Consider the following 24,469-nt stretch of genomic DNA (forward strand, 5'->3'; position numbering starts at 1 on the left):
ATTAAATATTTGGTAAACTGCTTTGCTAAAGTTAATTGTGAATAAGAGACAGGGGAGTAGTTGAATAGGCGATGTATAGGAGCAAAAATGCTTGAGAAAAGTTTAAAATATCAGTTGCTTAGTCAAATATTGATAATTTAATCGAGTAATCATCAATTAATTATATTTTTGCTGGGGATTTATCAAAATGGAAAAAATTAATAAAGTGGCAATTGTTGGGGGGACTCACGGTAATGAATTTACAGGTATATATCTTCTTAAAAAGTTTGAAAATTTTCCTGACTTGATTAGTAGAACTAATTTTGAAACTCAAACATTATTTGCTAATCCTCAAGCATTTGAACTGGTGAGAAGATACGTTGATACTGACTTAAATCGTTGCTTTAAACTCCAGGATTTAGGAAATCCAAACAAGACTAACTATGAAGAAACTAGAGCAAAGTTTATTAATCAAATGCTAGGACCTAAAGGTAATCCTAAATTTGATTTTATATTGGATTTGCATACTACCACTGCTAACATGGGATTAACCATAGTTTTAGTGAATAATCATCCCTTTAACCTCAAAATTGCTGCTTATTTAAGTTCAGTTGAGCCAGATGTTAGAATTTATAGCTGGATTAATCCAGGAGAAGAAAATGCTTTTGTAAATTCTATTTGTGAATTAAGTCTTGGTATTGAAGTAGGTCCGATCGCTCAGGGTACTCTCAAAGCAGATTTATTTCAGAAAACAGAAAGATTAGTTCAGACAAGTTTAGATGTTATCGAAAACTTCAATGAAGGTAAATTGAATCTAATTAATAGAGATATTACAGTCTATAAACATCTAAAAGTTGTGGATTATCCTAAGAATAAAGATGGAGAAATAACAGCAATGATTCATCCTGAGTTACAAGGGAGAGATTATCAACAATTAACTCCAGGTGAGCCAATTTTTTTAACCTTTGATGGCGAAACAATTTATTATGAAGAAGAAACTCCGACATGGCCAGTTTTTATTAATGAGGCGGCTTACTACGAAAAGGGAATTGCTATGTGTTTGACAAAAAAAGAGACCATGACACTTTGACGAAGTCAGAAGTCAGAAGTCAGAAGTCAGAAGTCGGAAGTTAGAAGTTATTTTTGTCACAGGGATTTTGAGCAACTCTCCAAAAATATTTCGCCAATGGGGGATTTTAGACCCAATAACGAAGTCAAAATTCAGAAGTCAAAAGTCAGAAATTATTTTTGTAACAGGGATTTTGACTGGAGTTTAGACTAAATACTTGTTAATACCTAGAGATTTAGTGAATTTTCAATGGACGCTGAAAGGTTTAGTAGAATTTGTTAGTTCTGATGAATATCAGTTGACAAGCTTGGGTAAAATACCAATGGGAGCTTTATCATTACGACTATTTAATTAATAATGAGCAGTTTTATAGAAAAGTGAACAGAAAAGTGAACAGTTTAATAAAAAAGTGAACAGAAAAGTGAACAGAAAAGTGAACAATCACTGTGGAATTACTGTGAGATTATTAAAGTTATCGCTAAATAAAGGAAAAAAATCCTAAAAATTATGAAGACTAGATTATTGAAATATTTAAAAGGCATAGCCTTTTCAGCTCTAACAGTGGGATGTTCTTTTATGACTTATCCAGCTTTTGCTGTATCTTTTACTGATAATTTTGATGATGGGATTGTAGATTCAAGATATATACCAATTGAAGGTGCAATCCTTTCAGAGGAAGCAGGTCAAATGACTGCAAATTTAGGTCTTTCTGGCGATGGTGTTCTCATTGACTTTAATGATGTTGTTCCTAATGCCGTATGGTATATGATTAATTTTGAAATTGAGGACTTTTTACCAGAACATGCTCTTGAAATAGATTATCAGTTATTTGATGAAAATAATGTACACTTTGAAACTGTTCGTTTCACTTATGCTTTTCCTTCAGATGATATAGCATTAAATCCTGGGATTAAAACCAAACAATGGAAGGAGGTATTTAAGCTTAACGAAGATGGTGAGTTTGAAAAAGATGAGAAGTTAAGTGAACACAAAGAACTTGAAGTTGAAATAAAAGAATTTGATATGTGGTTTGACGTTCTTCCAAGTGGTAACGTATTTGTTGAAAATCATATAACTAAAGAAAAATCTATAAATAAACCTGAGAAAAAACCAAAATACACTAAGGTTCGATACAGGGTTAAAAATAATCAGGTTGATCCTCAAATAATATTTAATTCTGCTGGTGCTGCTGATGCTACATCTATACGCGTGCATACTCCAGAGCCTGCTTCCACTCTTGGCTTCCTAGCGCTCTGTACACTAGGAGCAGCTTCAAAGCTCAAACACAAACTAAAGCCCTCCAAATCAACACAAAACAAAACAGAAAAAGTCTCATAAAACCACCAATAAAACACCCTGATACCCCCTTCAATCGATTACGAGGTTTGAGTAATTGCTACTCAAGCCCCATGTACTGAAATTGAAGATATTTATTTAGGGCTTGCTGATTAAATATCAAAGCTATGAAAGTATTACTAATTAAATTAATTAAAGGCTACAAAATCTTCATTTCACCAATATTACCTCCATCCTGTCGTTTTCAACCCACTTGCTCAGAATATGCAATGGAAGCGATAGAAAGATTTGGGATTTTTAAAGGTAGTAGAATGGCAATTATGCGAATTTTACGTTGTCATCCTTTTCATCCTGGTGGTTATGACCCAGTTCCTCCAAAAGAGTAATACCATGTCCGGATAATTAGTGATAAAAAAAACCATTACCCTTGGAACATTTCTTTCCCTTCTGCCTTCTGCCTTCCTTGTTCCAAAGTGTAAGTATTCAGCCGGACATGATATAATACCATGTTCTGTAGCATTGGTGTAATTAGATAAAAAGTGTGGGGACCCACCCCTCCCCCTCCCAGGAGGGGAAATGGGGAGTGTGGGGAGTAGGTATAATATCGTGTCCGGTAGCACAGGAGCATATATAGAATTAAGTCGCAATTGTAAGAAACCCTTCTACCTTCTGCCTTCCTTCCACTAAAGTATAAGTATTCAAGCGGACATGATATAACACTCCTAAAAAAATTAGCCTATTTCAACCAACCACCCCAAGGACTAACTTCAAGTACCCCTGTCGGTGTCATCACTACCCGGAATATTGCAAAAGACTGTTTCTGACTCGTAACTTCAGAATTAGCAGAATTTAACAACTTGGGTAAAGGTGTGTATTGACTATAATATTGTGCGGGTTCATTCATCGGTTCTAAGCTAGCGATCGCTCCATCTCCATTAACTTTTACCTCAAACACTAAATCTTCATACCATATTGGAGTCTGTCGCCAACTTTGGTCAATTTGGTCATATAATTTTTGGTTTAACTCTTCTAACTCAGCTATATCAGTAATCTCTGAAACAGATATAATTTCTGCTTCCTCTTTCACAATAGATGGGGAAGTTGTATTCTGTAAATCGTTACTACTAAAGTCAGATACAGACCACAGTTTGATCGTTCCATCAGCACTCCCACTGGCAAGAGTTTGTCCATCAGGATTAAATTTTACCGACCAAACAGCTTTAGAATGATCTGTAAATGTTTCTAATAATTCTTCTGTATCTAGTTCCCACAGATGAATATTTTTGTCATAACTGCTGCTAGCAAGAGTTTTGCTATCGGGACTAAAAGCAACAGACAAAACTGCTTTGTCGTGTCCTTCTAGAGTGCATTGTAGTTGACCAGTGTCCATCTGCCATAACTTAACTTTTCGGTCTTGACTACCACTAGCAAGAGTTTTACCATCGGGACTAAAAGCGAGCGCCCAAATTGTGTTTTTATGTGCTGCCAAGGAGTGGAGTTGTCTACCTGTATTCAATTGCCAGGTTTTGATTTGACCATTTTTACCTCCACTAGCAAGCATCTCTCCATCCTTGCTCAAAACCAGAGATGTGACAGGAGCTGAATGTTGAAAACTGCCCTCAACAGAACCAGTATTAAGATTCCAAATTTTAATTACACCATCATAACTACCGCTAGCAAGAATTTTTCCATCAGAACTTATAGCGATAGCTTTAACATCATCGGTATGACCTTCGAGAGTCTGGAGCGGACTTCCATTTGCAATATTCCACAATTTAATGCGGTTATCCCAACTACCACTGGCAAGAATTTTACCATCTGGACTCATAGCAAGAGATTCGATCGCATCTGCATGAGCATTGATAGTATGCAGCAATTTACCATTGGTTAAATTCCAAATTTTAATTACACCATCATAACTACTACTGGCAAGAGTTTTTCCATCTGGACTCATAGCAACTGCATACACCCATCCTTTATGTCCTGAAAGGGTTAGAGAGGGTAGAGTTTTTTGCTCGGATGGTCGGACAAAGTTTTTGGTGGATATTGATAGCGATCGCCAGGACCACAGTCCACCAATAGCTGCTAAAGTAGTTGCTGCTATTACTGTAGAATATTTTCGGCGGTTGGGTTGAGCTAGCATAAATTTTAATCCTACTATTGATGATTACTTGTTCAGGACTTACGCAGTCAGTTATCAGTTATCAGTTAGTTATCAGTTGCTATAAGACAGGGAGTGGCCGATAGTTGACTATCCATCAGCAATTTTCCCTTCTGACTTCTGCCTTCTGCCTTCTGCCTTCTTCAATACTGTTTATCTTTATCTGTGGTGGGTTTAATACCTCACCGTCATATCAGTTATCAGTTGCTATAAGACAGGGAGTGTGTTATCGCGAACTATCCACCAGCAATTTTCCCTTCTGCCTTCTGCCTTCTGCCTTCTGCCTTCTGCCTTAATTTCTACTCTTAGTTTTTGTCAATTTTTTTCTTCGCTCTATCCATCTTCTAACAATAAATAAAACTGTTATACCTGTTATACCAATTATTCCTAATGGGGTGAGGTAGCTCCAATGACCCCACATTTTGTCTATGACGTGCCAGACTAAAAGGAACATTGCTAGATAAGTCAGTTCATGTAATTTCTTCCAATTTTTTTTCATTCTTTTGATACTCCAATCATTGGAAGTAATTGTTAGTAGTGTGAAAATAATGAAAGTTACGACTCCTTGTATATAGATCCAATAAGTTTGGATATCAAAAAAGTCAAAGTTTCTCTTGCTCACTAACAATATTCCATGACCAAAAGCAAATAGAAAAGCAATTACACCTATTTGACGACGATACTTCAGCAATATTTTAGGAAATTCTGTTTTTTTTGTGCTTGGAAACACAATTCTCAAAATGCTTGGTAGTAGAGTAATTACATAGCATATTAATGCTAAGAAACCTAAGTAGTTAGCAACTGGTGCTGTATCCAAAATAGTCTCTCCTTTAGTTTTTAAATTTGATTTAAGTGATATTTTTTTTTGCTCGGTTATATAGCGCTACGCGCAAGGCAACATTCAACAGGCAATAGGCAAGAGGTGAGAGGATACAAAAAGGTTTCAGCTTCTATTCATTTCCTCACTTTAATGGGTAGCATTGTAGACAGGACTTACAGCAGTTATTTTTTTCTAGTGACAATAATCTGAATATAATTGTTTAGAAATAATAACCGTAGAATTACTAGGCTAAATGATTACATCAAATCCAGGAGATATTACTGAGAAAAATATTGAAAATTAGATTTTTTGGGGTTGTACATTATGGGGCAATATTGCCCAAAATTTGTTTAGACTTTGGCTAAAAAAACCTAATATTAATATAATTCTAGCAATTGATTAATTCAAAATCCTTTCGGTCGAGAATCTCTAATTATTCGTCACTGTACAACGCCGATTTTTTTAATGCTAGTTATTAATTGCTCAATTCAATCAGAAAAAGCAACTATAGCAATTTCCAAGAGGTATTTCTGTACAAAATTATTTTGTTGCACGGGAGTAGGGAGTAGGGAGTATAAAAGAAGAAAAACAACTGTACCTCAGTAACTTGAGAAATGCTAGACTAACATTTTGAATCATTTGAAATTAATTACTCCCAATAAATATATTCAAAATATCAAAGGTCTATTCCGGATAATTAATTACGATAAATTGTAGATATTAAGCAACCTCAAAAATTGAGCCATAATGCTTAGATTTTTAATTGATATTTCACTAATAAATGTGATAAATTCTCACAGTTTTTATTGGTAATTATTAAATGTATGGGATGAAATTATAGTTATAGCAGTCGCCACCATAATTAGGATATTGAGTAATTATAATGATTCATAACACGAGCAAGACGTTCGTACTAATTGTCCAACACCAACCAGACCGTTGCTATATGTATTCAGAAGAATATTTCATACATTATTTACCTAAAATTATCGTATTTATTAGTAATTATCAAATGTATGGGATGAAATTATAGTTATAGCAGTCGCCACCATAGTTAGGATATTGAGTAATTATGATGATTCATAACACGAGCAAGACGTTCGTACTAATTGTCCAACACCAACCAGACCATTGCTATATGTATTCAGAAGAATATTTCATACATTATTTACCTAAAATTATCGTATTTACCTAAAATTATCGGTATTTTCATTGCTGTTGTGGGTTAATCTTTGAATTTAAGAGTAATTATATAGAAGTAGAAATATTTGTCAGTACATACTTTTCATAGTCTGGTGAGAAACTGCAAACATTACTACACTACTTTTGTACTACTATCAGACCGCTTTTGGGGTCTACTATTAATTTGTGCCATTTTCTAACTCCTAATAATTTTTAGCTTAGAGTTTTTCTTGTTGTCTAAGGTAATATATTTCTGAGCTTTCAAGGGTTATGCAAGTTTTGAAACGGGCAGTAAATAATTTTAATGAAAGCTATATTTACACAGCATTGCTGATTCATCCGGAAAAATAATCTGGGCTTTGTCATGTCCATCAATACCAAGCAACTATAGCTGTCCTAAATAGGTTTTGAACATCTAAATATCGAGGGTTCTATATATTGATCTATGTAGCGGTCGCACTGCTTTTGTTTTTCACTTGACTAAATTTATCTTTGGAGAATATTCTATAATTATCTAATTACATCAGCTTGTAAATATCGGATTAAACTAATCACTGACATGGTATGAGATGAGTTGGAAAATTCTTTGTTCTAGTGCAATCAAATCAATGATTTGGTTATTTAAAATGTATTGAGCATAAAGTTATTGTGTAAGCATTCAGCTATCAGCAGTCAGCTATCAGCAATTAGGGCGTGTCATCAATTAGCTCTAGGTGCCATGCTATGACTGAATTTCATGCCGTGAGTGCCTCGGCAGTCACAACCGCTCAAAACTTATCCGTGACAGGGGTCTGGGATTTAAATGATGACACGCCCTAGAATGAATAATTATTTCTAAGGTTTTGTCCTGAGACCCATGGCAGTAACTTTTTATTCTTTTTCAATTTAAAAGGTTGCTTTTACGCGGGCCCAAAATTAATAGCTGAAGTCCGCAGTTCCGACCTAGGAGGCTAGCTAATAGCTGACGGCTGTTTGCGCAGCATTCGGTAGGAAATGTTTACGTTATTGTATAGTATTTGAAGAAAAACTACTTATTGTTAAATAGGCTCTAGAATGACAAAAACTTTTATTCATGTAGGTTTGCCTAAGACAGCAACAACTTTTTTACAGGATAAAATTTTTCCTAAACTCAGTAATATAACCTTAATTAGTAGGCCATATACTCAACAAAGTAAGGCTTTTAATAAATTACAATATGCCGATGATTGTTATTCTGACTCAGAAGAAATCAAAAAAGAAATAGGAAAAATAACGGCATCAAAAAGACTTATTTCTGACGAGATATTGTGTGGGACTCAATTTACTATTAATAGAAGTCTAATCGTTAGAAGACTCAAAGAAGTATTTCCTCAAGCAGAAATTATCCTTTTTCTCAGAGGTCAGCAATCTTTGCTTCTGTCTAGCTATAATCAAAAAGTAAAAATGGGTTATACAGGAAAGATTGAAGAATTTATTAGGTATTCTAAAAAAGAATATACCTACGATGACTATCAATATGATTTATCTATCAATAAATTTAGATGGAATAAAAATACTCGATATTACAATTATCTATCTCACAATATCAATTTAATTGATTTATGTTATTACGAATTAATTAAACTTTATCAAGAAAACTTTCCTAAAGTTCATGTTTTTCTATACGAAAAGTTTCGCGAAAATTGCCAAGATGTGATTGCTCAGTTAGAAAATATCCTAGAAGAAAAATTGGAGGGTTTTGACAGCAACATTTTATCTGATAGAGTCAATGAAAAATTGGATACTAATAAACTTCACAGAACAAGAGCGATTAATAAGATTAAATCGATTGTTAAGACCAAAAATAAGTATCTTTTGAATGGAGGAGGACTACTGTACAGATTAATAGTTAATGATACTCAAAAACCACTTGGTTATGAGCGGGAATATATTCAGAGAATAACAAAAGATTTTTATGTTGAAAACAATCAAAAAATTGTTAGGGAATATCCAGAAATATCTATTCAAGATTATCCAGAAGAATATCAGTTAGAATCATAATTATCAATGAGTCAATACAAAAATATTTTGTGAAGAAAGGTTATTTAAAAAGCGTTTCCTGACGGAATGCTCCGCAAACAGATACCATTACATAAGCACAAACTTTTAGGCTGATAACTGTTAACGTAGTTTCTCCGCAGGAGGCTAGCTAATAGCTGATAGCTAGTTAAGTTTGAGGCGCTTCTCATCATAATTAAGTTAATACTTATATTGACAATCTTTGAGATATTTTGCCGACACATAACCCTCTATGGGAGTAATAATTCTTGTCCAATTTTCACCTTCACTACCATCAGTAACTCCAAGAGCAACTACTGTACCACTTTCCAAAGTACCAATTATTTCTCCATCTGGTTTTTCTCGAACATTTAGAGGTGAATCAGTTAGATTTCCTACTGTACAATAACCAACAGGAGTTTGAGCCAATTGATATTTGGGAATTGCTCTAATACTTGTTTCAGTAGTAATAGCTTGAGCAACTATTTTAAGTTCTAATAGACATAGAAAAGCACAAGCAGTAGTCGTTAGATATTTTTTCCAATTATTCATCTTAAAATTCCTACAATACTATTTCCAACTTCTTTATTATTTCAAATTTAACCAGCGCTCATTGCTATATCAAAGCCCCCGCGCATCCCCCAATTTTGGGGGACTTTTAGATGCAAATTTACTCTTGTTCCCTCCAGCATTGGGGGGCTAGGGGGCAAAATTCAGTATTAAACAACTTTTCAGATATCCTCATCAAAGCCCCCGCGCATCCCCAAAAATTGGGGGACTTTTACCAGCTAATGAATTCTTATTCCCCCCAGAATTGGGGGGCTAGGGAGGCAAAATAATTATCAATTATCAATAAACCTAGAATAATTAAAAGCATCTAATAATAGATCGGATTTATTATTCCAAATCAAATCAGCTATTAATAGTGCTGTTACAGGTGTTAATAAAATTCCATTCCGATAATGCCCAGTAGCAATAGTCAAATTATCATAATTACTTGTTCCTAATATTGGCATTTCATCAGGAGTATCAGGACGAAAACCCCACCAAAATTCTAATATTTTGTAATCTTTTAAAATCGGATATAACCGAATTGCATTTCCTAATAATTCTTGAATTCCTGCTGCTGTATTTCCCTCCGAAAATCCGACTTTTTCATTTGTTGCACCGATAACTATTCTTCCATCTTGGCGCGGCACAATATAACTTTCTGTGCCAAATAAAACTTGCTGTAAAGGTAGATTTTCTCTAGTTATATCTGAAGGGATTTTTAACGACAACATTTGTCCCTTTCTAGGAAATACAGGAATGGGAAATAACTCCTGAGACCATGCACCTGTAGCTAATACATAATGTTCTGCTTGTAATTCACCTATTGATGTTTTGATGCTTTGAACTTTACTTTCTTTACGAATTATTTCTATAACAACTCCTTCAAGAATATCTATTTTTAACTCCTTAGCTGCTGCAATAGTTGAATTGTATAAATAACGATTATCTACTTGCCCATCTTCAGGGTAAGACCAACCACCAATTACCTCTTGACTTAATCCTGGTTGATATTGATGAATTTCTGCTTGATTTAACCATTGATAATTTAGGTTTTGTAAACTATAACTTTCTCTGTCTTTTTCTGCATAAACTGGAGCTAAAATTCCACAAGGCCAATAGCCAGTTTCTATACCACTAATTGATTCTATTTTTGTTACCCATTCTGGATATAATGCCCGACTTTTTAAACATAAATCTAACATTTTACCAGGGGGGATAGCTTCTGCTTGAGGAGCTAACATTCCAGCAGCAGCATTTGTCGCTGTTTGCTGAAAATCACGGCTAATAATTGTTACTTTTGCTCCTCGTAATGTTAGTTCTATTGCTATTGATAGACCAATAATACCGCCACCAATAATTAGGATATTGCTTGATTGATTCATTTTCTAGGTGTTGCTGAATTAGTGTATTTAATTACTTAGGAGTCAACCCACCCCTAACCCCTCCCAACCCACCCCTAACCCCTCCCAGGAGGGGAGGGGAAGTCAGGAGTCAGAAGGGAAGAAAGAAGAAAAAAGAGAAATGGATGATTATTGGCAACACTTTTTAAACTCTATTCTTAAATATTTTTAGTAATTTTTTTCAAGCTTTATTCTATCCTTCATATAGAATCTGGTTATATAGTATATATCTATAACTATACTTCAAACCTTCAATCTCCCCTACTCCCCACATTCCCCTCCAGGGAGGGGTTAGGGGTGGGTCTCCTACTCCCCCCCAACTATATAATAAGTTTTCAACCAGATTTGAGATCGGGAGTCCAAACAATTTCAGAACCTTGCCCCCAAAAACCATTATATTTAGTTACTTTTATATCTCCTAAAACTTGCACTTGACAAGACAAACGTTTAGAAGAATTAGAAGAATGAGGAGGTACAGAAAGTCTGGCTTTTTCTCGCCATTGAAGTGGAGAAACTTCTCCTTCTATTACCACTGCACAAGTGCCACAAGTACCAATACTACGACAGTTAATAATTGAAGCATTGCCATTATAGACATCAACACCATTTTTTAGTAAAACCTGACGCAGATTTGCACCACGATCGCAAGTTATAGTTTTACCTTGAGCCTGAATCTTAACCATAATAAATTATTTTATCTATATTAGCTATCTATATTAACAGTTAAAAGTTAAAAAAAATTAAAATATAAAGTAAAAAATTACTAAAAAAGTAGGATTAATTATAAAGTTTAAATTAAATAGGACTTACGCAAATTCACCTTAAAAACGCCGTATGTAGGGGCAAATGGCATTGGCTAACGCCAAGCTCCGTTAACACCCTCAACATCTGTAGGGGCGAATGGCATTCGCCCTCTCTGCGCAAGTCCTGTTAAATTGAAAAATTCTCTGAATTTCTAACATCTCTAGTAATAATGAAAAAACTCTGGATTTACGATACAACTCTACGCGACGGCGCTCAACGAGAAGGACTATCCTTATCCCTAGAAGACAAACTACGCATCGCCCACCAACTCGACAGCTTAGGGGTTCCTTTTATTGAAGGAGGTTGGCCCGGTGCGAATCCTAAAGATGTGCAATTTTTCTGGCAACTTAAAGAACAACCCCTCACTCAAGCAGAGGTAGTAGCATTTTGTTCCACTCGTCGTCCGGGAAAACAGGCAGCTTCTGATACCACTCTACAACCCATTTTATCTGCTGGTACGCGGTGGGTGACAATTTTTGGTAAATCTTGGGACTTGCACGTTGTTGAGGGGCTAAAAACTACTCTGGAAGAGAATTTAGCAATGATTGCAGATACGATTTCTTATCTCCGCAGTCAAGGTCGTCAGGTGATCTATGATGCTGAACATTGGTTTGATGGTTACAAAAATAATCCTGATTATGCTTTGCAAACTTTAGCTGCTGCAAACAATACTGGTGCGGAATGGTTAGTCCTCTGTGATACCAATGGCGGTACTCTTCCCCACGAAATTACTCAGATAGTAGCAGATGTTTCCCATGCTTTGCCCACTGCAAAATTAGGCATTCACACTCATAATGATTCGGGTACTGCTGTTGCTAATGCTTTGTCTGCTGTCAGAGAAGGAGTGGGGATGGTACAAGGAACTATCAACGGTTATGGCGAACGTTGCGGTAATGCTAACCTTTGTACTTTGATTCCTAATTTACAAATTAAGTTGGGTTATGATTGCATTCAGGCACAACAACTGGAAAAACTTACTCAGACCAGTCGTTTTATTAGTGAAGTTGTGAATCTTGCTCCTGATGACCACGCGCCGTTTGTGGGTTTGTCTGCTTTTGCTCATAAGGGTGGTATTCATGTGTCGGCAGTGGAGCGCAACCCACTGACTTATGAACATATTCAACCGCAACAGATAGGTAATAGTCGTCGCATTGTGATTTCTGACCAAGCAGGTTTGAGTAATGTGTTAGCAAAGGCAAAAAGTTTTGGTATTGAGCTAGACCGCCAAAACCCTGCTTGTCGGCAAATTCTGGATAGTTTAAAAGAGTTAGAAAATGAGGGATATCAGTTTGAGGGAGCAGAAGCTAGTTTTGAGTTATTGATGCGAAAAGCTTTGAAACAAAGACAGCATTTCTTTGAAATTAAGGGTTTTCAGGTTCACTTGGATAAGGATGGTGAAAAAGTTAGTAATTCTCTGGCAACGGTGAAAGTTACTGTTAATGGTCAGGATATTTTGGAAGCTGCTGAAGGAAATGGTCCGGTTTCAGCTTTGGATGCTGCTTTGCGGAAAGCTTTAGAAAATTTTTATCCAGCGATCGCTAATTTTTATCTGACTGATTATAAGGTGAGAATTTTGGATGGTAGAGCTGGTACTTCTGCTAAAACTAGGGTATTAATTGAGTCTAGTAATGGTCAGCAACGGTGGACGACTTTAGGGGTTTCTTTTAATATTTTGGATGCTTCTTATCAGGCAGTTGTTGAAAGTTTAGAGTATGGTTTGATGGCAGAAAGCAGAAGGCAGAAGGCAGAAGGCAGAAGAGAATCTTACGTTGTCTGAGTCTTACAGCACTTTTGAGGATAGTCAGGTGCAGTTGTAATATTATGTCCGGTTGAATACTTACACTTTGGAGGTCCGAAGGCAGAAGGTATCCCCCCCTACCCCCCTTTGAAAGGGGGGAGTTAGAAGGGAGAAAGTTTTTTTATAACTGATAATTCCGCTTGAGACGAAGCACTAGAGCAAATTGTGGTCAAAGGTGAACACTGCCAACTCTTAATTGTGTTTCCATTAATTCCGCTTCAAACGAAGCACTAGAGTCTTCAGCAACGCTTTGCCACCTATATTTGTCCCTTTGTTTCCATTAATTCCGCTTCAAACGAAGCACTAGAGTAGAATTTATCCAATGGCAGCAAAAATGCGCCATATATGAGGTTTCCATTAATTCCGCTTCAAACGAAGCACTAGAGTTTTGGATATGTCTGCTGAGGAGAATTCTATTTTGGAGTTTCCATTAATTCCGCTTCAAACGAAGCACTAGAGGTTGTTTCTCAGCAGACAAGATCGAGCGAGTGTTTTTGTTTCCATTAATTCCGCTTCAAACGAAGCACTAGAGAGTTCGGTTTTGGAACCACGACAGAGTAAGGCTTTCAGACCCCCAAATATACGCACCCCTTTGATCAAAAAGTCAAACAGGCAAATTTTGCCAAAATGACACGCCTCAAACCCGCTCCTAGCATGGCATCAACGCGGGTCAACGAGAGAATCAGCATTTCAGCGATTCTCGGAGGCGCGTATGTGGGGTACCATGCAAAGATGAAAAACAACCTCTTAACCACTCCTAAAATACTAAAAAAGATTAAAAAGCTACTGCTATTCATTTGTCGAGGTTATTTATACCAAATTCCTTACTTTCTATACTAACCTTAAGTATACAAATTGTCAACCCCCCTTTGATGAAGTCAGAAGTCAGAAGTCAGAAGTCAAAAGTTAGAAATTATGAAGTTAGAAATTATGAAGTCAGAAGTTATTTCAGTTATTAGTTATCAGTACTAACCATCTTTTTCAACTTACAGAATAATTAAGGTAAAAATCCTCTCCTTTAAAGGAGAAACAAGAAAAGATTTTCCTTTTATTCAATCCTCTCCCTAAAAGGAAGAGGTAATCAGGACTTACGCAAAAGATGAATTTATACACCATCTGTAGGGGCTAACGGCCGTCAGTCCCTACTATATGTGGTGGTTCTGCGTAAGCCCTGGTAATTATCAATTATCCATGATCAATTATCAATTATTGAAAGTGCGTGTTCCTGCAAAACCTCCAAAGGCACAACTTCTAAAGCTTTTTCATGAGTTGCTGACAAAACTACCGGTGGTGCAACTCCAGAATCTAGAGCTTCTTTCCAACGAGACGCACACAAACACCAGCGATCGCCCGGTTTTAAACCAGGAAAAGAATATTCTGGTCTAGGTGTACTCAAATCATTACCACGACGTTTGGTAAATTCCAAAAATTCTGCTGTCACTGCTGCACAAATAACATGGGAACCAAAATCTGATGGTCCTGTCTGACAAAACCCATCGCGATAAAATCCAGTCATGGGAGAAGTGCAGCAAACTTCTAAATTTTCACCTAATACATTTAGTGATTCCATCATTAGATATCTCCAGAAAAGAGGGAACAGGGAATAGGGAATAGGGAACAGGAAAGATACAACATATTCCGGCGTTGCTGAATTGAAGTATGAATGCGCGATTGTTTGGTTCTCGCCTTCGCCCCCGCACATCCCCCACACATTGGGGGAATTTTAGAGTTTTATTCCCCCCGCGCATTGGCTTGCTCGGGGGGCTTGCATCATACCCAGAAAGGGAATAGGGAATAGGGAATAGGGAACAGGGAAGATACAACATATTCCGGCGTTGCTGAATTGAAGTATGAATGCGCGATTGTTTGGTTCTCGCCTTCGCCCCCGCGCATCCCCCACCCATTGGGGGACTTTTAGAGTTTTATTCCCCCCGCGCATTGGCTTGCTCGGGGGGCTTGCATCATACCCAGAATCAGCAACGCCCATATTCCAAGTATATTAAGTACAAATATTAATAATTAAATGTTTATAGTGCGGGCATCTTGCCCGCCATCTGCCTCCTGCCTCCTGCCTCCTGCCTCCTGCGTCCTTCCTTCTTCCTTCTTCAATTACTTGCTACTTGACTTTCAACTTTCTCCAGAATTTTTGCTCCTATAGCCTCTGGAACACGAGTATACTCAAGAGTATTGTTCAAAATTTGACCTTCCTGTAAAACCCAATTGACCATTTTCTTAACTGCAGTTGCTTGGTCTGAAGTCTCATAATTTGCCTTAATTAATAACCAAGTCACTCCAACAATGGGGTATCCATCATCAGGGTTAGCTTCGTTAGCAGGAGTAAAATCTTGATAAAATCTCAGTCCAGATAATGCAATATTTGCCTCTTCGAGAGTAGGTTCGACAAACCGACCTTGTAAGTTCTCCAGCATTGCTGTTGACAAGTTGTTTTGACGAGCAAAAGTATCCTGTACATAGCCGATCGCTCCTTCAGTTTCTTTCACTAAAGCAGCTACTCCATCATTTTTGTTACCTTCCAGGGGATTTTTTGGCCAATCAGGTTTTCTGGATGCACCCACTTCTCGACTAAATGTTGGACTGGCAGCACTCAAATGTCTGGAGAAAATGAAAGTTGTACCACTACCATCAGCTCGTACCACAGTTTGAATAGGTAAGTCAGGTAGGTCAACTCCTGGGTTGTCCTGAGCAATTCGGCGATCGTTCCATTTAGTAATTTTACCTACAAAGATATCTGGCAATACCGACTGAGATAGTTTGAGTTCGCTTACTCCTGGCAAATTATAAACTACTGCTACAGCACCTCCTGCGGTAGGTACCATAACAACTCCTTTTGGCATTTGCTCTATTTCTGCTGCAACTGGTGGCGCATCTGTACCTGCAAAGTCAACAGTATCTGCAATAAAACTCTCAATACCTTTGCCACTACCCACAGAATTGTAATTTACTGTAATTCCTGTATCTTCTTTTAGTTGTTGAAAGTAACGCTGATACAAAGGAGCGGGGAATGATGCTCCGGCACCTTCAATAGTTTGGGCGATCGCTTCGCCAACAGTGCCAAGTGAAAGAGTAACTGCTGCAACTGTGGCTGTTAGAGCATTGTGCCAAATAGTTTTTAATAAAACCATATATTATGAGCCTCCGAAAAAATCTAATTATTTATTAAGTTTCTAGTTTATTAATTCTCTAGATAATAACGAAGATAGCAGTTTAAATACAACAAACTTTATTTATATTACTAAATCTTTATATTACTATATATTAGACATCTCCAGAAAAGAGGAAGTAGGGAGTAGGGAGTAGGGAACCCACCCCTAACCCCGACCGTGGAGGGGAAGAATTGATAATTTCTTTGGGATAATTGATTTTATTTTTTATTATTGGAGATGTCTATTACTATTTTTACTGAATAATTAAGGTTTAAAGCCTCTCCTTTAAAGGAGAAACAAGAAAAAATTTTCCTTTTATTCAATCCTCTGCCTTTTAGGGAGAGGTAATTATCAATTATCAATTATTGAAAGAGTTTTTATAGACAATAATTTAATTATATAATATTCTCAAGATTTTGCCAAAAATTTTAATCTATTGTTAACTTTAGCATAAGCATTCAGCTCTTAGCAGTCAGCTATCAGCAAATAATGAATAATTCCTGATAATCCTGAAGAAGCGTAATTTGACAGTAAGTTTTAATTCTATCCAAATTTCTCAATTGCTTTTACCGAATAATTAATAATTAATAATTAAATAATTCTGGTTTCAAGCCTCCCCTTTTAAGGGGAAAAAAGCGGTTGAGGGATGGATAGGTTTCCTAACCAGATCCAATCAACCAAGACAGCGGTCGTTTGCGGAGCATTCCGTAGGATGGGATGGATGGGTTTCCTAACCAGATCCAATCGACTCCTGTGAAGAAATAATATTTCCTTATTTTCAATTCCGTAACGGTTTTAACCAGAGGTAATTAATCGAATCTAGATTTAAAGCCTCTCATGAGCAAGGATAAAACGGTTTTAACCAGAGGTAATTATCCATTATTCATTATCAATTAATGAAACTAAAAGCAATAGCTGATGGCTAATAGCTGACGGCTGTTTGCACAGCATTCCGCAGGAAATGCTTACTTATAATTGTTCAATATATGAGGATATATCGACAAAATATGAACAGTCAATATATATTGATGTGGGTTGGATTTCTATTAGCATCATATTCGATTGTAGCTAACGATGCTATACAAACTCTTGGCACATTTTTAAGTTCTAATTCTCAGCGCCCTTGGTGGGTTTTATGGCTGTTTATTTGCTCCATTTTGTTAGTAGTTTTTTTCTATGGCTGGATTACTAATGATGGAGATGTAGCTTATGGACGTTTGGCAGAATTTCCTTTTCCTGAAAATTTTAGTTGGATTTATATAGTTCCTCCTTTCGTACTTTTATTTTTAACAAATTGGGGAATTCCTGTTAGTACAACTTTTCTAATTCTCACAGTTTTTGCTCCTAGTAATCTCACAAGTATGTTGACTAAATCACTGTTTGGTTATGGGTTGGCTTTTGTCACAGCTATACTTATTTATAAATTCATAACTAAAGCTTTAGAAGAGAAATTTCTCAGTACAGCAGACCAAGAACCATCAATTTATTGGGTGATTTTTCAGTGGGTATCAACAGCATTTTTGTGGAGCCAATGGTTAATTCAAGACTTGGCAAATATCTTTGCATACTTGCCACGAAATCTTGATGCTTCAATGCTATTTTTTTCCATGTTTGTGATGTTAATTTTACACGCAATTATCTTTTACAGAAATGGTGGTGCAATTCAACATATAGTTACCAGTAAAACTAATACTCAAGATATTCGTTCAGCAACAATTGTAGATTTTATTTATGGATTAATCTTATTATTATTTAAAGAATGGAGCAAAATGCCAATGAGTACAACTTGGGTATTTATCGGTCTTTTAGCAGGAAGAGAAATAGCAATAGCTCACAATTTCCAAAACCGTGAAATGAAGGATGTAGGTCAGATTATTTTGAGTGATGCTTTAAAAGCTTTTGCTGGTTTAGCGGTTAGTATTGTTATTGCTTTTGGACTTCCTTTTCTAGAAAAAATGATTAGCAATTAAGTTATGGCAGGGAACAGGGAATAGGGAATAGTGGTTTGACCCTGCCGGTTGTGGCAAGAAGTGGGAACGAAGTACCACCAGATTGCGCCTGAGTCAGAAGTTTCGCTAGCAAAATAATCTCAGATTTCCTGCCAAAACTTCGATAACCTAATCCAAATGTAAAATCATTAGCTTAACACACCGAAAATTAAAATCTAGATGGTGCGTTACATTTCATTAACGCACCCTACTGGATTGTTTCATCTAAAATGGTGCATTAGCTTTTTTCGTCACCCCATCCCCCCATCACCCCATCCCCCATTTTCTATTGCAACATTTTAGATGAAACAGTCCACTACTGGACTGACACACCTTAAATGGTGCATTAGCTTTTAACTTGAACAGGACTTACTTTTGACTTTTGAGTTATAACTTCCGTGAAATAGTATTATTGCTGACTACTTCACTAGCGTTATAGTAAACTGGCATTGACATCTCCAGGGGTTGAAACACCCTGGATTCTGTGGGAAATCCACCGCAAATGGGGATTTATCCCCATTTGCTTAAAGTCTGTCAACAAACTTCTAGACTCCTGGGCGTAAATAAAAATTTAGCTGTGAGCTTACTTTCAGAGTGGTTTTACTCAAGATATTGGAGCAATAAATAGCTGCTTTAGCTGCATTACTTGCATTCAGCCGTCGTAGGAAATTAATTCCCCGTCTCCTGTCCGCCGGAATCTCACCGCACTAGCTAGAGGTCATGGCCACAAACCTTGTTCTTACTCATATTTTGACCATTATAACAGACTTTGACTCCGCTTTATTACCCGCGCGTCGTTATTCAACCAGGGGATAAATCTTCCGGGAACTTTCCTCCCGTCGTCTTTTATGTTTATTGTAATTAAGTCTCACAAATGCCCTAACTACCTAGTGCCGGATGGCGGAAATAATTGACAAGTTACAAAATCCTAAAACAATTACAAACTAATACTTTTGACTTTTAACTTTTGACTTTTAACTTCCGCGTAGAGGCACTAGTGTTGAGCATCAATTAAACTAATACATTAAACCAAAAATGGCCGTGAGGAGTTGAATAATATGAACAGACCTGAAGATAAAGATGCCTTATATATACTAAAAGAAACAAGTCGTACTTTCTATATTCCTATTAGTGAATTACCATCTGGGCTAAAAGAGGCAGTTACATCGGCCTATCTTTGTATGCGTGCCATTGATGAAATTGAGGATCATCCCAGTCTAGATAGCTTCACAAAGGCAAAATTGTTGCGAAAGATTAGTTTACTTTTACAACAAGGAGTTGACCATTCAAGTTTCGAGAACTTTTCAGCAAAGTTAGACTTGAATATGACTAACCTACCAGAAGTAACAAAAAGAGTAGGAGAATGGGCAATACTAGCTTCAGAGACAATAGCGCCTAGAATCTGGGATGTAACTGCAGCAATGGCAGACCGGATGGCTTATTGGGCTGAAAATAATTGGGCAATTCACACAGAATCAGATTTAGACCGCTATACTTTTAGTGTGGCTGGTGCAGTGGGACTATTACTTTCCGATTTATGGAGTTGGTACGATAATACTAAGACTAATCGTACTGAAGCAATTGGGTTTGGGCGAGGTCTACAGGCGGTGAATATTCTCCGCAACCATACAGAAGATTTAGCTAGGGGTGTAGATTTTTTTCCTGATAATTGGACTGCGGAAGATATGCAGACTTATGCCCAACGTAATCTTTTATTAGCTGATTCTTATACTAACTCTCTTCCTCCAGGACCTGCTAGAAATTTTTGCCACATTCCTCTGACTCTTGCTCATGCTACTCTAGATATTTTAACTATGGGGCAAGAAAAGTTGAGTCGTTCGCAAGTGATGGAATTAATTTCACGCTGCAATAATTCTGCATAGCAGAAGGAAGAAGGAAGGAGGAAGAAGGAAGAAGGAAGAAGGAAAGAGGAAGAAGGAAAAATATTGCGTTGTCTAACTTTTAAGCTTTTTATCTGTCCTAATATCAAATCCGGTAGCATCGGTGTTATTCAGTATTTAAAGATAAGAGTTGACATTGTAGGGGCGAATGGCATTCGCCCTTAACCATTGTATGACGACAATAGAACTATATTAATCCGAAGCAAACGGATTTGATATAACCTTTCCTTCGGTCGCTATACATGATTAAGGGACGCTCCATGAAACGTCCCTACAGGTTCTATAGATTGATGTTTTTGATGATTGGCGATCAGGGAACAGGATTGAAATTTCCAGTCGTCAAAACTGACTGCTTAACTTCCTTATGCCCGTTTTTGAGTTTTTAAGATTTGCTATAAGCAAATTCTGGAAGTTGTTCCTTTGCAGCTCCAGCAGGTGTAACTTTTACCTCTCCATTTTCATCTAAATCTACATAAACATTTTCACCATTCTGAATTTGACCAGCTAATAATGCTTCTGCCAAAGCATCCTCTAACAAATGCATAATTGCACGACGCAGCGGTCTGGCACCATAACTAGGATCGAATCCATCCTTAATCAAGCGCTCCTTAAAACTGTCACTGAGTGTCAGAGTCATATTGCGTTCGCCCAAACGACTGAATACTTCCCGCAGCATAATTTCTGCAATTTCTTTCACCTCATCCTTATTCAACTGACGGAAGACAATAATTTCATCCAGTCGGTTGAGAAATTCTGGGCGGAAATACTGCTTGAGTTCCTCATTGACTAAATTGCGGATACGGTTATATTGAGCTTCTTCTTTATCCTCAGCAAACTCAAAACCTAAACCACCGCCACCTTTTTCAATGACCTTAGAACCAATATTAGAAGTCATAATGATTAAGGTATTTTTGAAGCTGACTACCCGTCCTTTAGCATCAGTGAGGCGACCATCCTCCAAGACTTGTAACAAGATATTAAACACATCTGGATGAGCTTTTTCAATCTCATCAAACAATATGACAGTATAAGGGCGACGACGAACTGCTTCAGTAAGTTGGCCACCTTCATCATAACCAACAAATCCTGGAGGTGAACCAATTAATTTAGAAACTGTATGACGTTCCATGTATTCTGACATATCTAGTCGAATCATGGCTTCCTCAGAACCGAAGAAATAAGCAGCTAAAGCTTTTGTCAGTTCTGTCTTACCAACACCAGTTGGACCGGAGAAGATGAAACTAGCAATAGGTCGGTTGGGGTTTTTCAGACCAACACGGGCACGACGCAAAGCACGAGATACTGCTTTAACAGCATCTTCTTGACCAATGAGACGTTGGTGCAGAGTATCTTCCATGTGTAGTAGTTTCTCAGATTCAGATTCTGTTAACTTACTCACAGGTACTCCAGTCCAAGATGCCACAATATGAGCAATATCGTCTTCTGTCACCACAGGAGTAACCTTAGTTTTTTCTTCTTGTCTATCGGTATCGCTCTGTTCAATTTGTGCTTGAATTTCTAGTTCGCGATCGCGCAATTCACTAGCTTGCTCAAAGTCTTGTGCGCGAATAGCTTCTTCTTTATCTTTTGTCACTTTTGAGATTTCTCGCCTCATATCCTTCAACTGTGGTGAAAGCATAGAGTTTTTGACTCTAACACGAGACCCTGCTTCGTCGATCAAATCAATTGCTTTGTCTGGTAAGAAGCGATCGCTAATATATTGGTCTGATAGTTTAGCTGCTGCGGTCAAAGCTTCATCAGAGATAATCAACTTGTGGTGTTGTTCGTAAGCAGAGCGTACCCCATAGAGAATTTCAATTGTTTCCTCCACACTAGGTTCGCCCACTTTCACTGGTTGGAAACGACGTTCCAGAGCAGCATCCCGTTCAATATGCTTGCGATATTCATCCAGAGTAGTCGCCCCAATACACTGTACTTCGCCCCTGGCCAAAGCAGGTTTGAGAATATTAGCAGCATCCATACTACCTTCTATGGCACCAGCACCCACAACGGTATGAATTTCATCAATTACCAGGATAATATTGCCATTAGAGCGGACTTCATCCATAATCTTTTTCAGTCGTTCCTCAAATTCTCCTCGGAACCTAGTACCAGCAATTAAGGAACCGATATTCAGACTTACCACCTGTTTATTTTGCAGAAGATCCGGAACATCTTGGTTAACGATACGTTGAGCTAACCCTTCAGCGATCGCTGTTTTTCCGACACCAGGTTCACCAATGAGGACAGGATTATTTTTTGTTCTCCGGCCCAAGATTTGAATCATCCGTTCAATTTCTGTTTCCCGGCCCACGACTGGGTCGATTTTACCCTCTGCTGCTAATTTTGTCAGGTCTGTACCAAATTCCTCTAGAGTTACAGCTTTCTTATTGCCAGAATTAGAGCTTCCAGGAGAAACTGCAGCAACTTCTCCAAGGGAGCGAATTATCTGAGTCCTAATTTTGCTTCTATCAACTCCCAAATTATCCAATACTTTAGCAGCGACTCCTTCAGAATCTTGCAGCAATGCCAGTAGCAAATGTTCTGTACCGATATAGTTATGGTCTAGTTTTCTTGCTTCTTCTAGGGATACTTCCAACATCCGTTTTACCCTGGGAGTAAAAGGAATTTCTGCCGGAGTAAAGCCAGACCCACGGCCAATTATTTGTTCTACTTCGTTCCGAGCATCTTTGAGATTTACATTATATTCTTTGAGAACTTTAGCCGCAATACCTGTACCTTCACTAATCAAACCCAGGAGGATTTGTTCTGTACCCACAAAGTTATGTCCAAGGCGACGAGCTTCTTCCTGGGCCAACATGATCACTTTGATTGATTGTTCTGTAAAACGTTCAAACATGGTTACTTTTCCTTACATATTATAGTTACAGGGAATATGTCCCTCCTGTAGTTTAATTGTTATAGCAGGGAACAGGGAACAGAGAACAGCGGTGGGACCCCGCGTCGGCGACAGACGTAAGAGAACGCGCACTCCTGTGAGGGAACAGTAGGAAAAACATTTCCTTGGGTAAGGTTCATGATTAGTCTATGTCCTAACCAACTCCTTCCTTGCTATACCTAGTTTTAAACCACAATTAGGCCATAAATAGAAACTAATGTAAATTTTTGTTTACTGTAACTAATTTAGCGTTGTTAAAGCAGGAGTGGCTAGTGAGGAGAGCCGTAACCAAAAATTAACTGAGGATGAAGAGGCCAAGTAGGGGCGTTGCTGAATACTGGGATGATTTCGGCGCTCCACGGGGACACGGGGATTATGGTTTCTGCTCTGTGACAAAATCATCCCGCAATTATGCAATGCCCAAGTATAGCGCTGTGCGCAGGCAACAGGCAACAGGCAACAGCTCATCTGGGAGAATAAAAGGCTAATAATATAAGACTTTTAGCTATTGGACATCTCCTTTCAACAATGAATAATGAATAATGAATAATGAATAATTACCTCTCCTTGAAAGAAGAGGATTGACAAACAGATGAAAATTTTTCTTTATTATCCCCTTAAAAGGGGAGGCTTTAAACCACAATTTTTCGGTAATTTGTAAATATGCCAGCGCACATTGCTATAGCTAGTCTTTTTTTATTAATAGTAGCACTTGGGAAATAAAGTTGACATACTCTTGGGCATTCAGGTATGAAGATTCTCCTGAAATCAGAATTCTTGGTTCACAGAAAAATTATATCCTTTGAGATTTCTTATAATCTCAAACCATTATAGGGACATTCCTACATTACAGCGGTTTTCAGGTCAATGAACCACAGTAGGGGCGAATGGCATTCGCCCTTATAGGTTTTTGGTTATGACGATGTGGTTTATCAATCTGAAAAGGGCTGTAAATAGCTAATTCGGCTAATAATAATTAGAGAACTGAAGATATTTAAACTAACTTGGCTACAAGATATTTTGATAAATTATTAATATTATTTGTAGTCAAGTTACTAAAAGGAAATATCCTAGCACTTTTTTCCCCTTGTAGAGCCACAGCTCGCGGCGTTGCCAAGGGGAGGCTGAATTAGCTGAATTATTTAATTAATAGTTATTAATTTTTTGGCGTTGCTGATTATAGGTATGATTTTGCCCCCGCGCATCCCCCAATTTTGGGGGATGCGCGGGGGCTTGACCAGAACAAAACAATCGCGCATTCATACTTCAATTCAGCAACGCCAATTTTTAATTTTTCGGTAAATTTTTCATTAATCTCGTAATTATTAAAAATTGTTAATTCATTTTACAAATATACAAATAATCGTTGCCAGCATTATTGTGAGATTTGTTAAAATATAATCCTGGCGATCGCTAAATTTTTAGTATTAATTTTAACTA

Annotated in this window: 15 protein-coding genes and 1 CRISPR repeat array; of the genes, 7 read left to right on the top strand and 8 right to left on the bottom strand. The window is 37.4% G+C overall.

Annotated features, from left to right (window positions below; all coding sequences use genetic code 11):
- The first annotated feature begins 187 nt into the window (after positions 1 to 187).
- The 3 genes from F6K15_RS03185 to yidD all read left to right on the top strand — a co-directional run bounded on the left by F6K15_RS03185 (position 188) and on the right by yidD (position 2,730).
- Positions 188 to 1,069, top strand: a complete 882-nt coding sequence (locus F6K15_RS03185; protein ID WP_293056905.1) for an aspartoacylase — start codon at positions 188 to 190, stop codon at positions 1,067 to 1,069.
- Between the two features lie 486 nt (positions 1,070 to 1,555).
- Positions 1,556 to 2,386: a hypothetical protein gene (locus F6K15_RS03190; protein ID WP_293056906.1), complete on the top strand. Its 831-nt coding sequence runs from the start codon at positions 1,556 to 1,558 to the stop codon at positions 2,384 to 2,386.
- A gap of 125 nt (positions 2,387 to 2,511) precedes the next feature.
- Positions 2,512 to 2,730 carry a membrane protein insertion efficiency factor YidD gene (gene yidD / locus F6K15_RS03195; RefSeq protein WP_293056908.1) on the top strand — a complete coding sequence of 73 codons (219 nt, stop codon included), beginning with the start codon at positions 2,512 to 2,514 and terminating at the stop codon, positions 2,728 to 2,730.
- A gap of 350 nt (positions 2,731 to 3,080) precedes the next feature.
- Here yidD and F6K15_RS03200 read toward each other — a convergent pair whose 3' ends face one another.
- Positions 3,081 to 4,487 (bottom strand): WD40 repeat domain-containing protein, encoded by a 1,407-nt coding sequence (locus F6K15_RS03200; protein WP_293056910.1) that lies wholly within the window; start codon positions 4,485 to 4,487, stop codon positions 3,081 to 3,083.
- Between the two features lie 310 nt (positions 4,488 to 4,797).
- Positions 4,798 to 5,322, bottom strand: a complete 525-nt coding sequence (locus F6K15_RS03205; RefSeq protein WP_293056912.1) for a ferric reductase-like transmembrane domain-containing protein — start codon at positions 5,320 to 5,322, stop codon at positions 4,798 to 4,800.
- A gap of 2,238 nt (positions 5,323 to 7,560) precedes the next feature.
- Between F6K15_RS03205 and F6K15_RS03210 the strand changes: the two genes are divergently transcribed.
- On the top strand, positions 7,561 to 8,526 hold the full coding sequence (locus F6K15_RS03210; protein WP_293056914.1) for a hypothetical protein: 966 nt from the start codon (positions 7,561 to 7,563) through the stop codon (positions 8,524 to 8,526).
- Positions 8,527 to 8,724: 198 nt separating this feature from the next.
- On the opposite strand, the gene F6K15_RS03215 is transcribed toward F6K15_RS03210, so the two are convergent.
- The 3 genes from F6K15_RS03215 to F6K15_RS03225 all read right to left on the bottom strand — a co-directional run bounded on the left by F6K15_RS03215 (position 8,725) and on the right by F6K15_RS03225 (position 11,158).
- Positions 8,725 to 9,075, bottom strand: coding sequence for an SH3 domain-containing protein (locus F6K15_RS03215; protein WP_293056916.1), 351 nt, complete (start codon positions 9,073 to 9,075; stop codon positions 8,725 to 8,727).
- Between the two features lie 290 nt (positions 9,076 to 9,365).
- On the bottom strand, positions 9,366 to 10,457 hold the full coding sequence (gene thiO / locus F6K15_RS03220; protein ID WP_293056918.1) for a glycine oxidase ThiO: 1,092 nt from the start codon (positions 10,455 to 10,457) through the stop codon (positions 9,366 to 9,368).
- A 353-nt stretch (positions 10,458 to 10,810) separates the two neighbouring features.
- On the bottom strand, positions 10,811 to 11,158 hold the full coding sequence (locus F6K15_RS03225; protein ID WP_293056920.1) for a 2Fe-2S iron-sulfur cluster-binding protein: 348 nt from the start codon (positions 11,156 to 11,158) through the stop codon (positions 10,811 to 10,813).
- A gap of 290 nt (positions 11,159 to 11,448) precedes the next feature.
- Between F6K15_RS03225 and cimA the strand changes: the two genes are divergently transcribed.
- On the top strand, positions 11,449 to 13,056 hold the full coding sequence (gene cimA / locus F6K15_RS03230; RefSeq protein WP_293056922.1) for a citramalate synthase: 1,608 nt from the start codon (positions 11,449 to 11,451) through the stop codon (positions 13,054 to 13,056).
- 144 nt (positions 13,057 to 13,200) lie between these two features.
- Positions 13,201 to 13,609: direct repeats of the CRISPR family, unit length 36 nt; unit sequence GTTTCCATTAATTCCGCTTCAAACGAAGCACTAGAG.
- 663 nt (positions 13,610 to 14,272) lie between these two features.
- Here cimA and F6K15_RS03235 read toward each other — a convergent pair.
- Positions 14,273 to 14,650, bottom strand: a complete 378-nt coding sequence (locus F6K15_RS03235) for a DUF2237 family protein (RefSeq protein WP_293056924.1) — start codon at positions 14,648 to 14,650, stop codon at positions 14,273 to 14,275.
- Between the two features lie 532 nt (positions 14,651 to 15,182).
- Complete coding sequence (pstS, locus tag F6K15_RS03240; RefSeq protein ID WP_293056926.1) at positions 15,183 to 16,220, bottom strand: phosphate ABC transporter substrate-binding protein PstS; 1,038 nt, start codon at positions 16,218 to 16,220, stop codon at positions 15,183 to 15,185.
- 1,028 nt (positions 16,221 to 17,248) lie between these two features.
- Between pstS and F6K15_RS03245 the strand changes: the two genes are divergently transcribed.
- Positions 17,249 to 18,211 (top strand): hypothetical protein, encoded by a 963-nt coding sequence (locus tag F6K15_RS03245; RefSeq protein ID WP_293056928.1) that lies wholly within the window; start codon positions 17,249 to 17,251, stop codon positions 18,209 to 18,211.
- A gap of 1,076 nt (positions 18,212 to 19,287) precedes the next feature.
- Positions 19,288 to 20,112 (top strand): phytoene/squalene synthase family protein, encoded by an 825-nt coding sequence (locus F6K15_RS03250; RefSeq protein ID WP_293056930.1) that lies wholly within the window; start codon positions 19,288 to 19,290, stop codon positions 20,110 to 20,112.
- Positions 20,113 to 20,512: 400 nt separating this feature from the next.
- Here F6K15_RS03250 and F6K15_RS03255 read toward each other — a convergent pair whose 3' ends face one another.
- Complete coding sequence (locus F6K15_RS03255) at positions 20,513 to 22,990, bottom strand: ATP-dependent Clp protease ATP-binding subunit (protein ID WP_293056932.1); 2,478 nt, start codon at positions 22,988 to 22,990, stop codon at positions 20,513 to 20,515.
- Between the last annotated feature and the right edge of the window lie 1,479 nt (positions 22,991 to 24,469).

The organism is Okeania sp. SIO2B3, assembly GCF_010672525.1.
Classification (GTDB): Bacteria; Cyanobacteriota; Cyanobacteriia; order Cyanobacteriales; family Microcoleaceae; genus Okeania.

Excerpts from the sequence above, each read along its gene's own strand:
- pstS (WP_293056926.1), bottom strand. The coding sequence starts at position 16,220 with ATGGTTTTATTAAAAACTATTTGGCACAATGCTCTAACAGCCACAGTT.
- F6K15_RS03255 (WP_293056932.1), bottom strand. The coding sequence starts at position 22,990 with ATGTTTGAACGTTTTACAGAACAATCAATCAAAGTGATCATGTTGGCC.
- F6K15_RS03250 (WP_293056930.1), top strand. The coding sequence starts at position 19,288 with ATGAACAGACCTGAAGATAAAGATGCCTTATATATACTAAAAGAAACA.
- F6K15_RS03215 (WP_293056916.1), bottom strand. The coding sequence starts at position 9,075 with ATGAATAATTGGAAAAAATATCTAACGACTACTGCTTGTGCTTTTCTA.
- F6K15_RS03225 (WP_293056920.1), bottom strand. The coding sequence starts at position 11,158 with ATGGTTAAGATTCAGGCTCAAGGTAAAACTATAACTTGCGATCGTGGT.
- F6K15_RS03210 (WP_293056914.1), top strand. The coding sequence starts at position 7,561 with ATGACAAAAACTTTTATTCATGTAGGTTTGCCTAAGACAGCAACAACT.
- F6K15_RS03200 (WP_293056910.1), bottom strand. The coding sequence starts at position 4,487 with ATGCTAGCTCAACCCAACCGCCGAAAATATTCTACAGTAATAGCAGCA.
- cimA (WP_293056922.1), top strand. The coding sequence starts at position 11,449 with ATGAAAAAACTCTGGATTTACGATACAACTCTACGCGACGGCGCTCAA.
- F6K15_RS03245 (WP_293056928.1), top strand. The coding sequence starts at position 17,249 with ATGAACAGTCAATATATATTGATGTGGGTTGGATTTCTATTAGCATCA.
- yidD (WP_293056908.1), top strand. The coding sequence starts at position 2,512 with ATGAAAGTATTACTAATTAAATTAATTAAAGGCTACAAAATCTTCATT.
- F6K15_RS03185 (WP_293056905.1), top strand. The coding sequence starts at position 188 with ATGGAAAAAATTAATAAAGTGGCAATTGTTGGGGGGACTCACGGTAAT.
- thiO (WP_293056918.1), bottom strand. The coding sequence starts at position 10,457 with ATGAATCAATCAAGCAATATCCTAATTATTGGTGGCGGTATTATTGGT.
- F6K15_RS03190 (WP_293056906.1), top strand. The coding sequence starts at position 1,556 with ATGAAGACTAGATTATTGAAATATTTAAAAGGCATAGCCTTTTCAGCT.
- F6K15_RS03235 (WP_293056924.1), bottom strand. The coding sequence starts at position 14,650 with ATGATGGAATCACTAAATGTATTAGGTGAAAATTTAGAAGTTTGCTGC.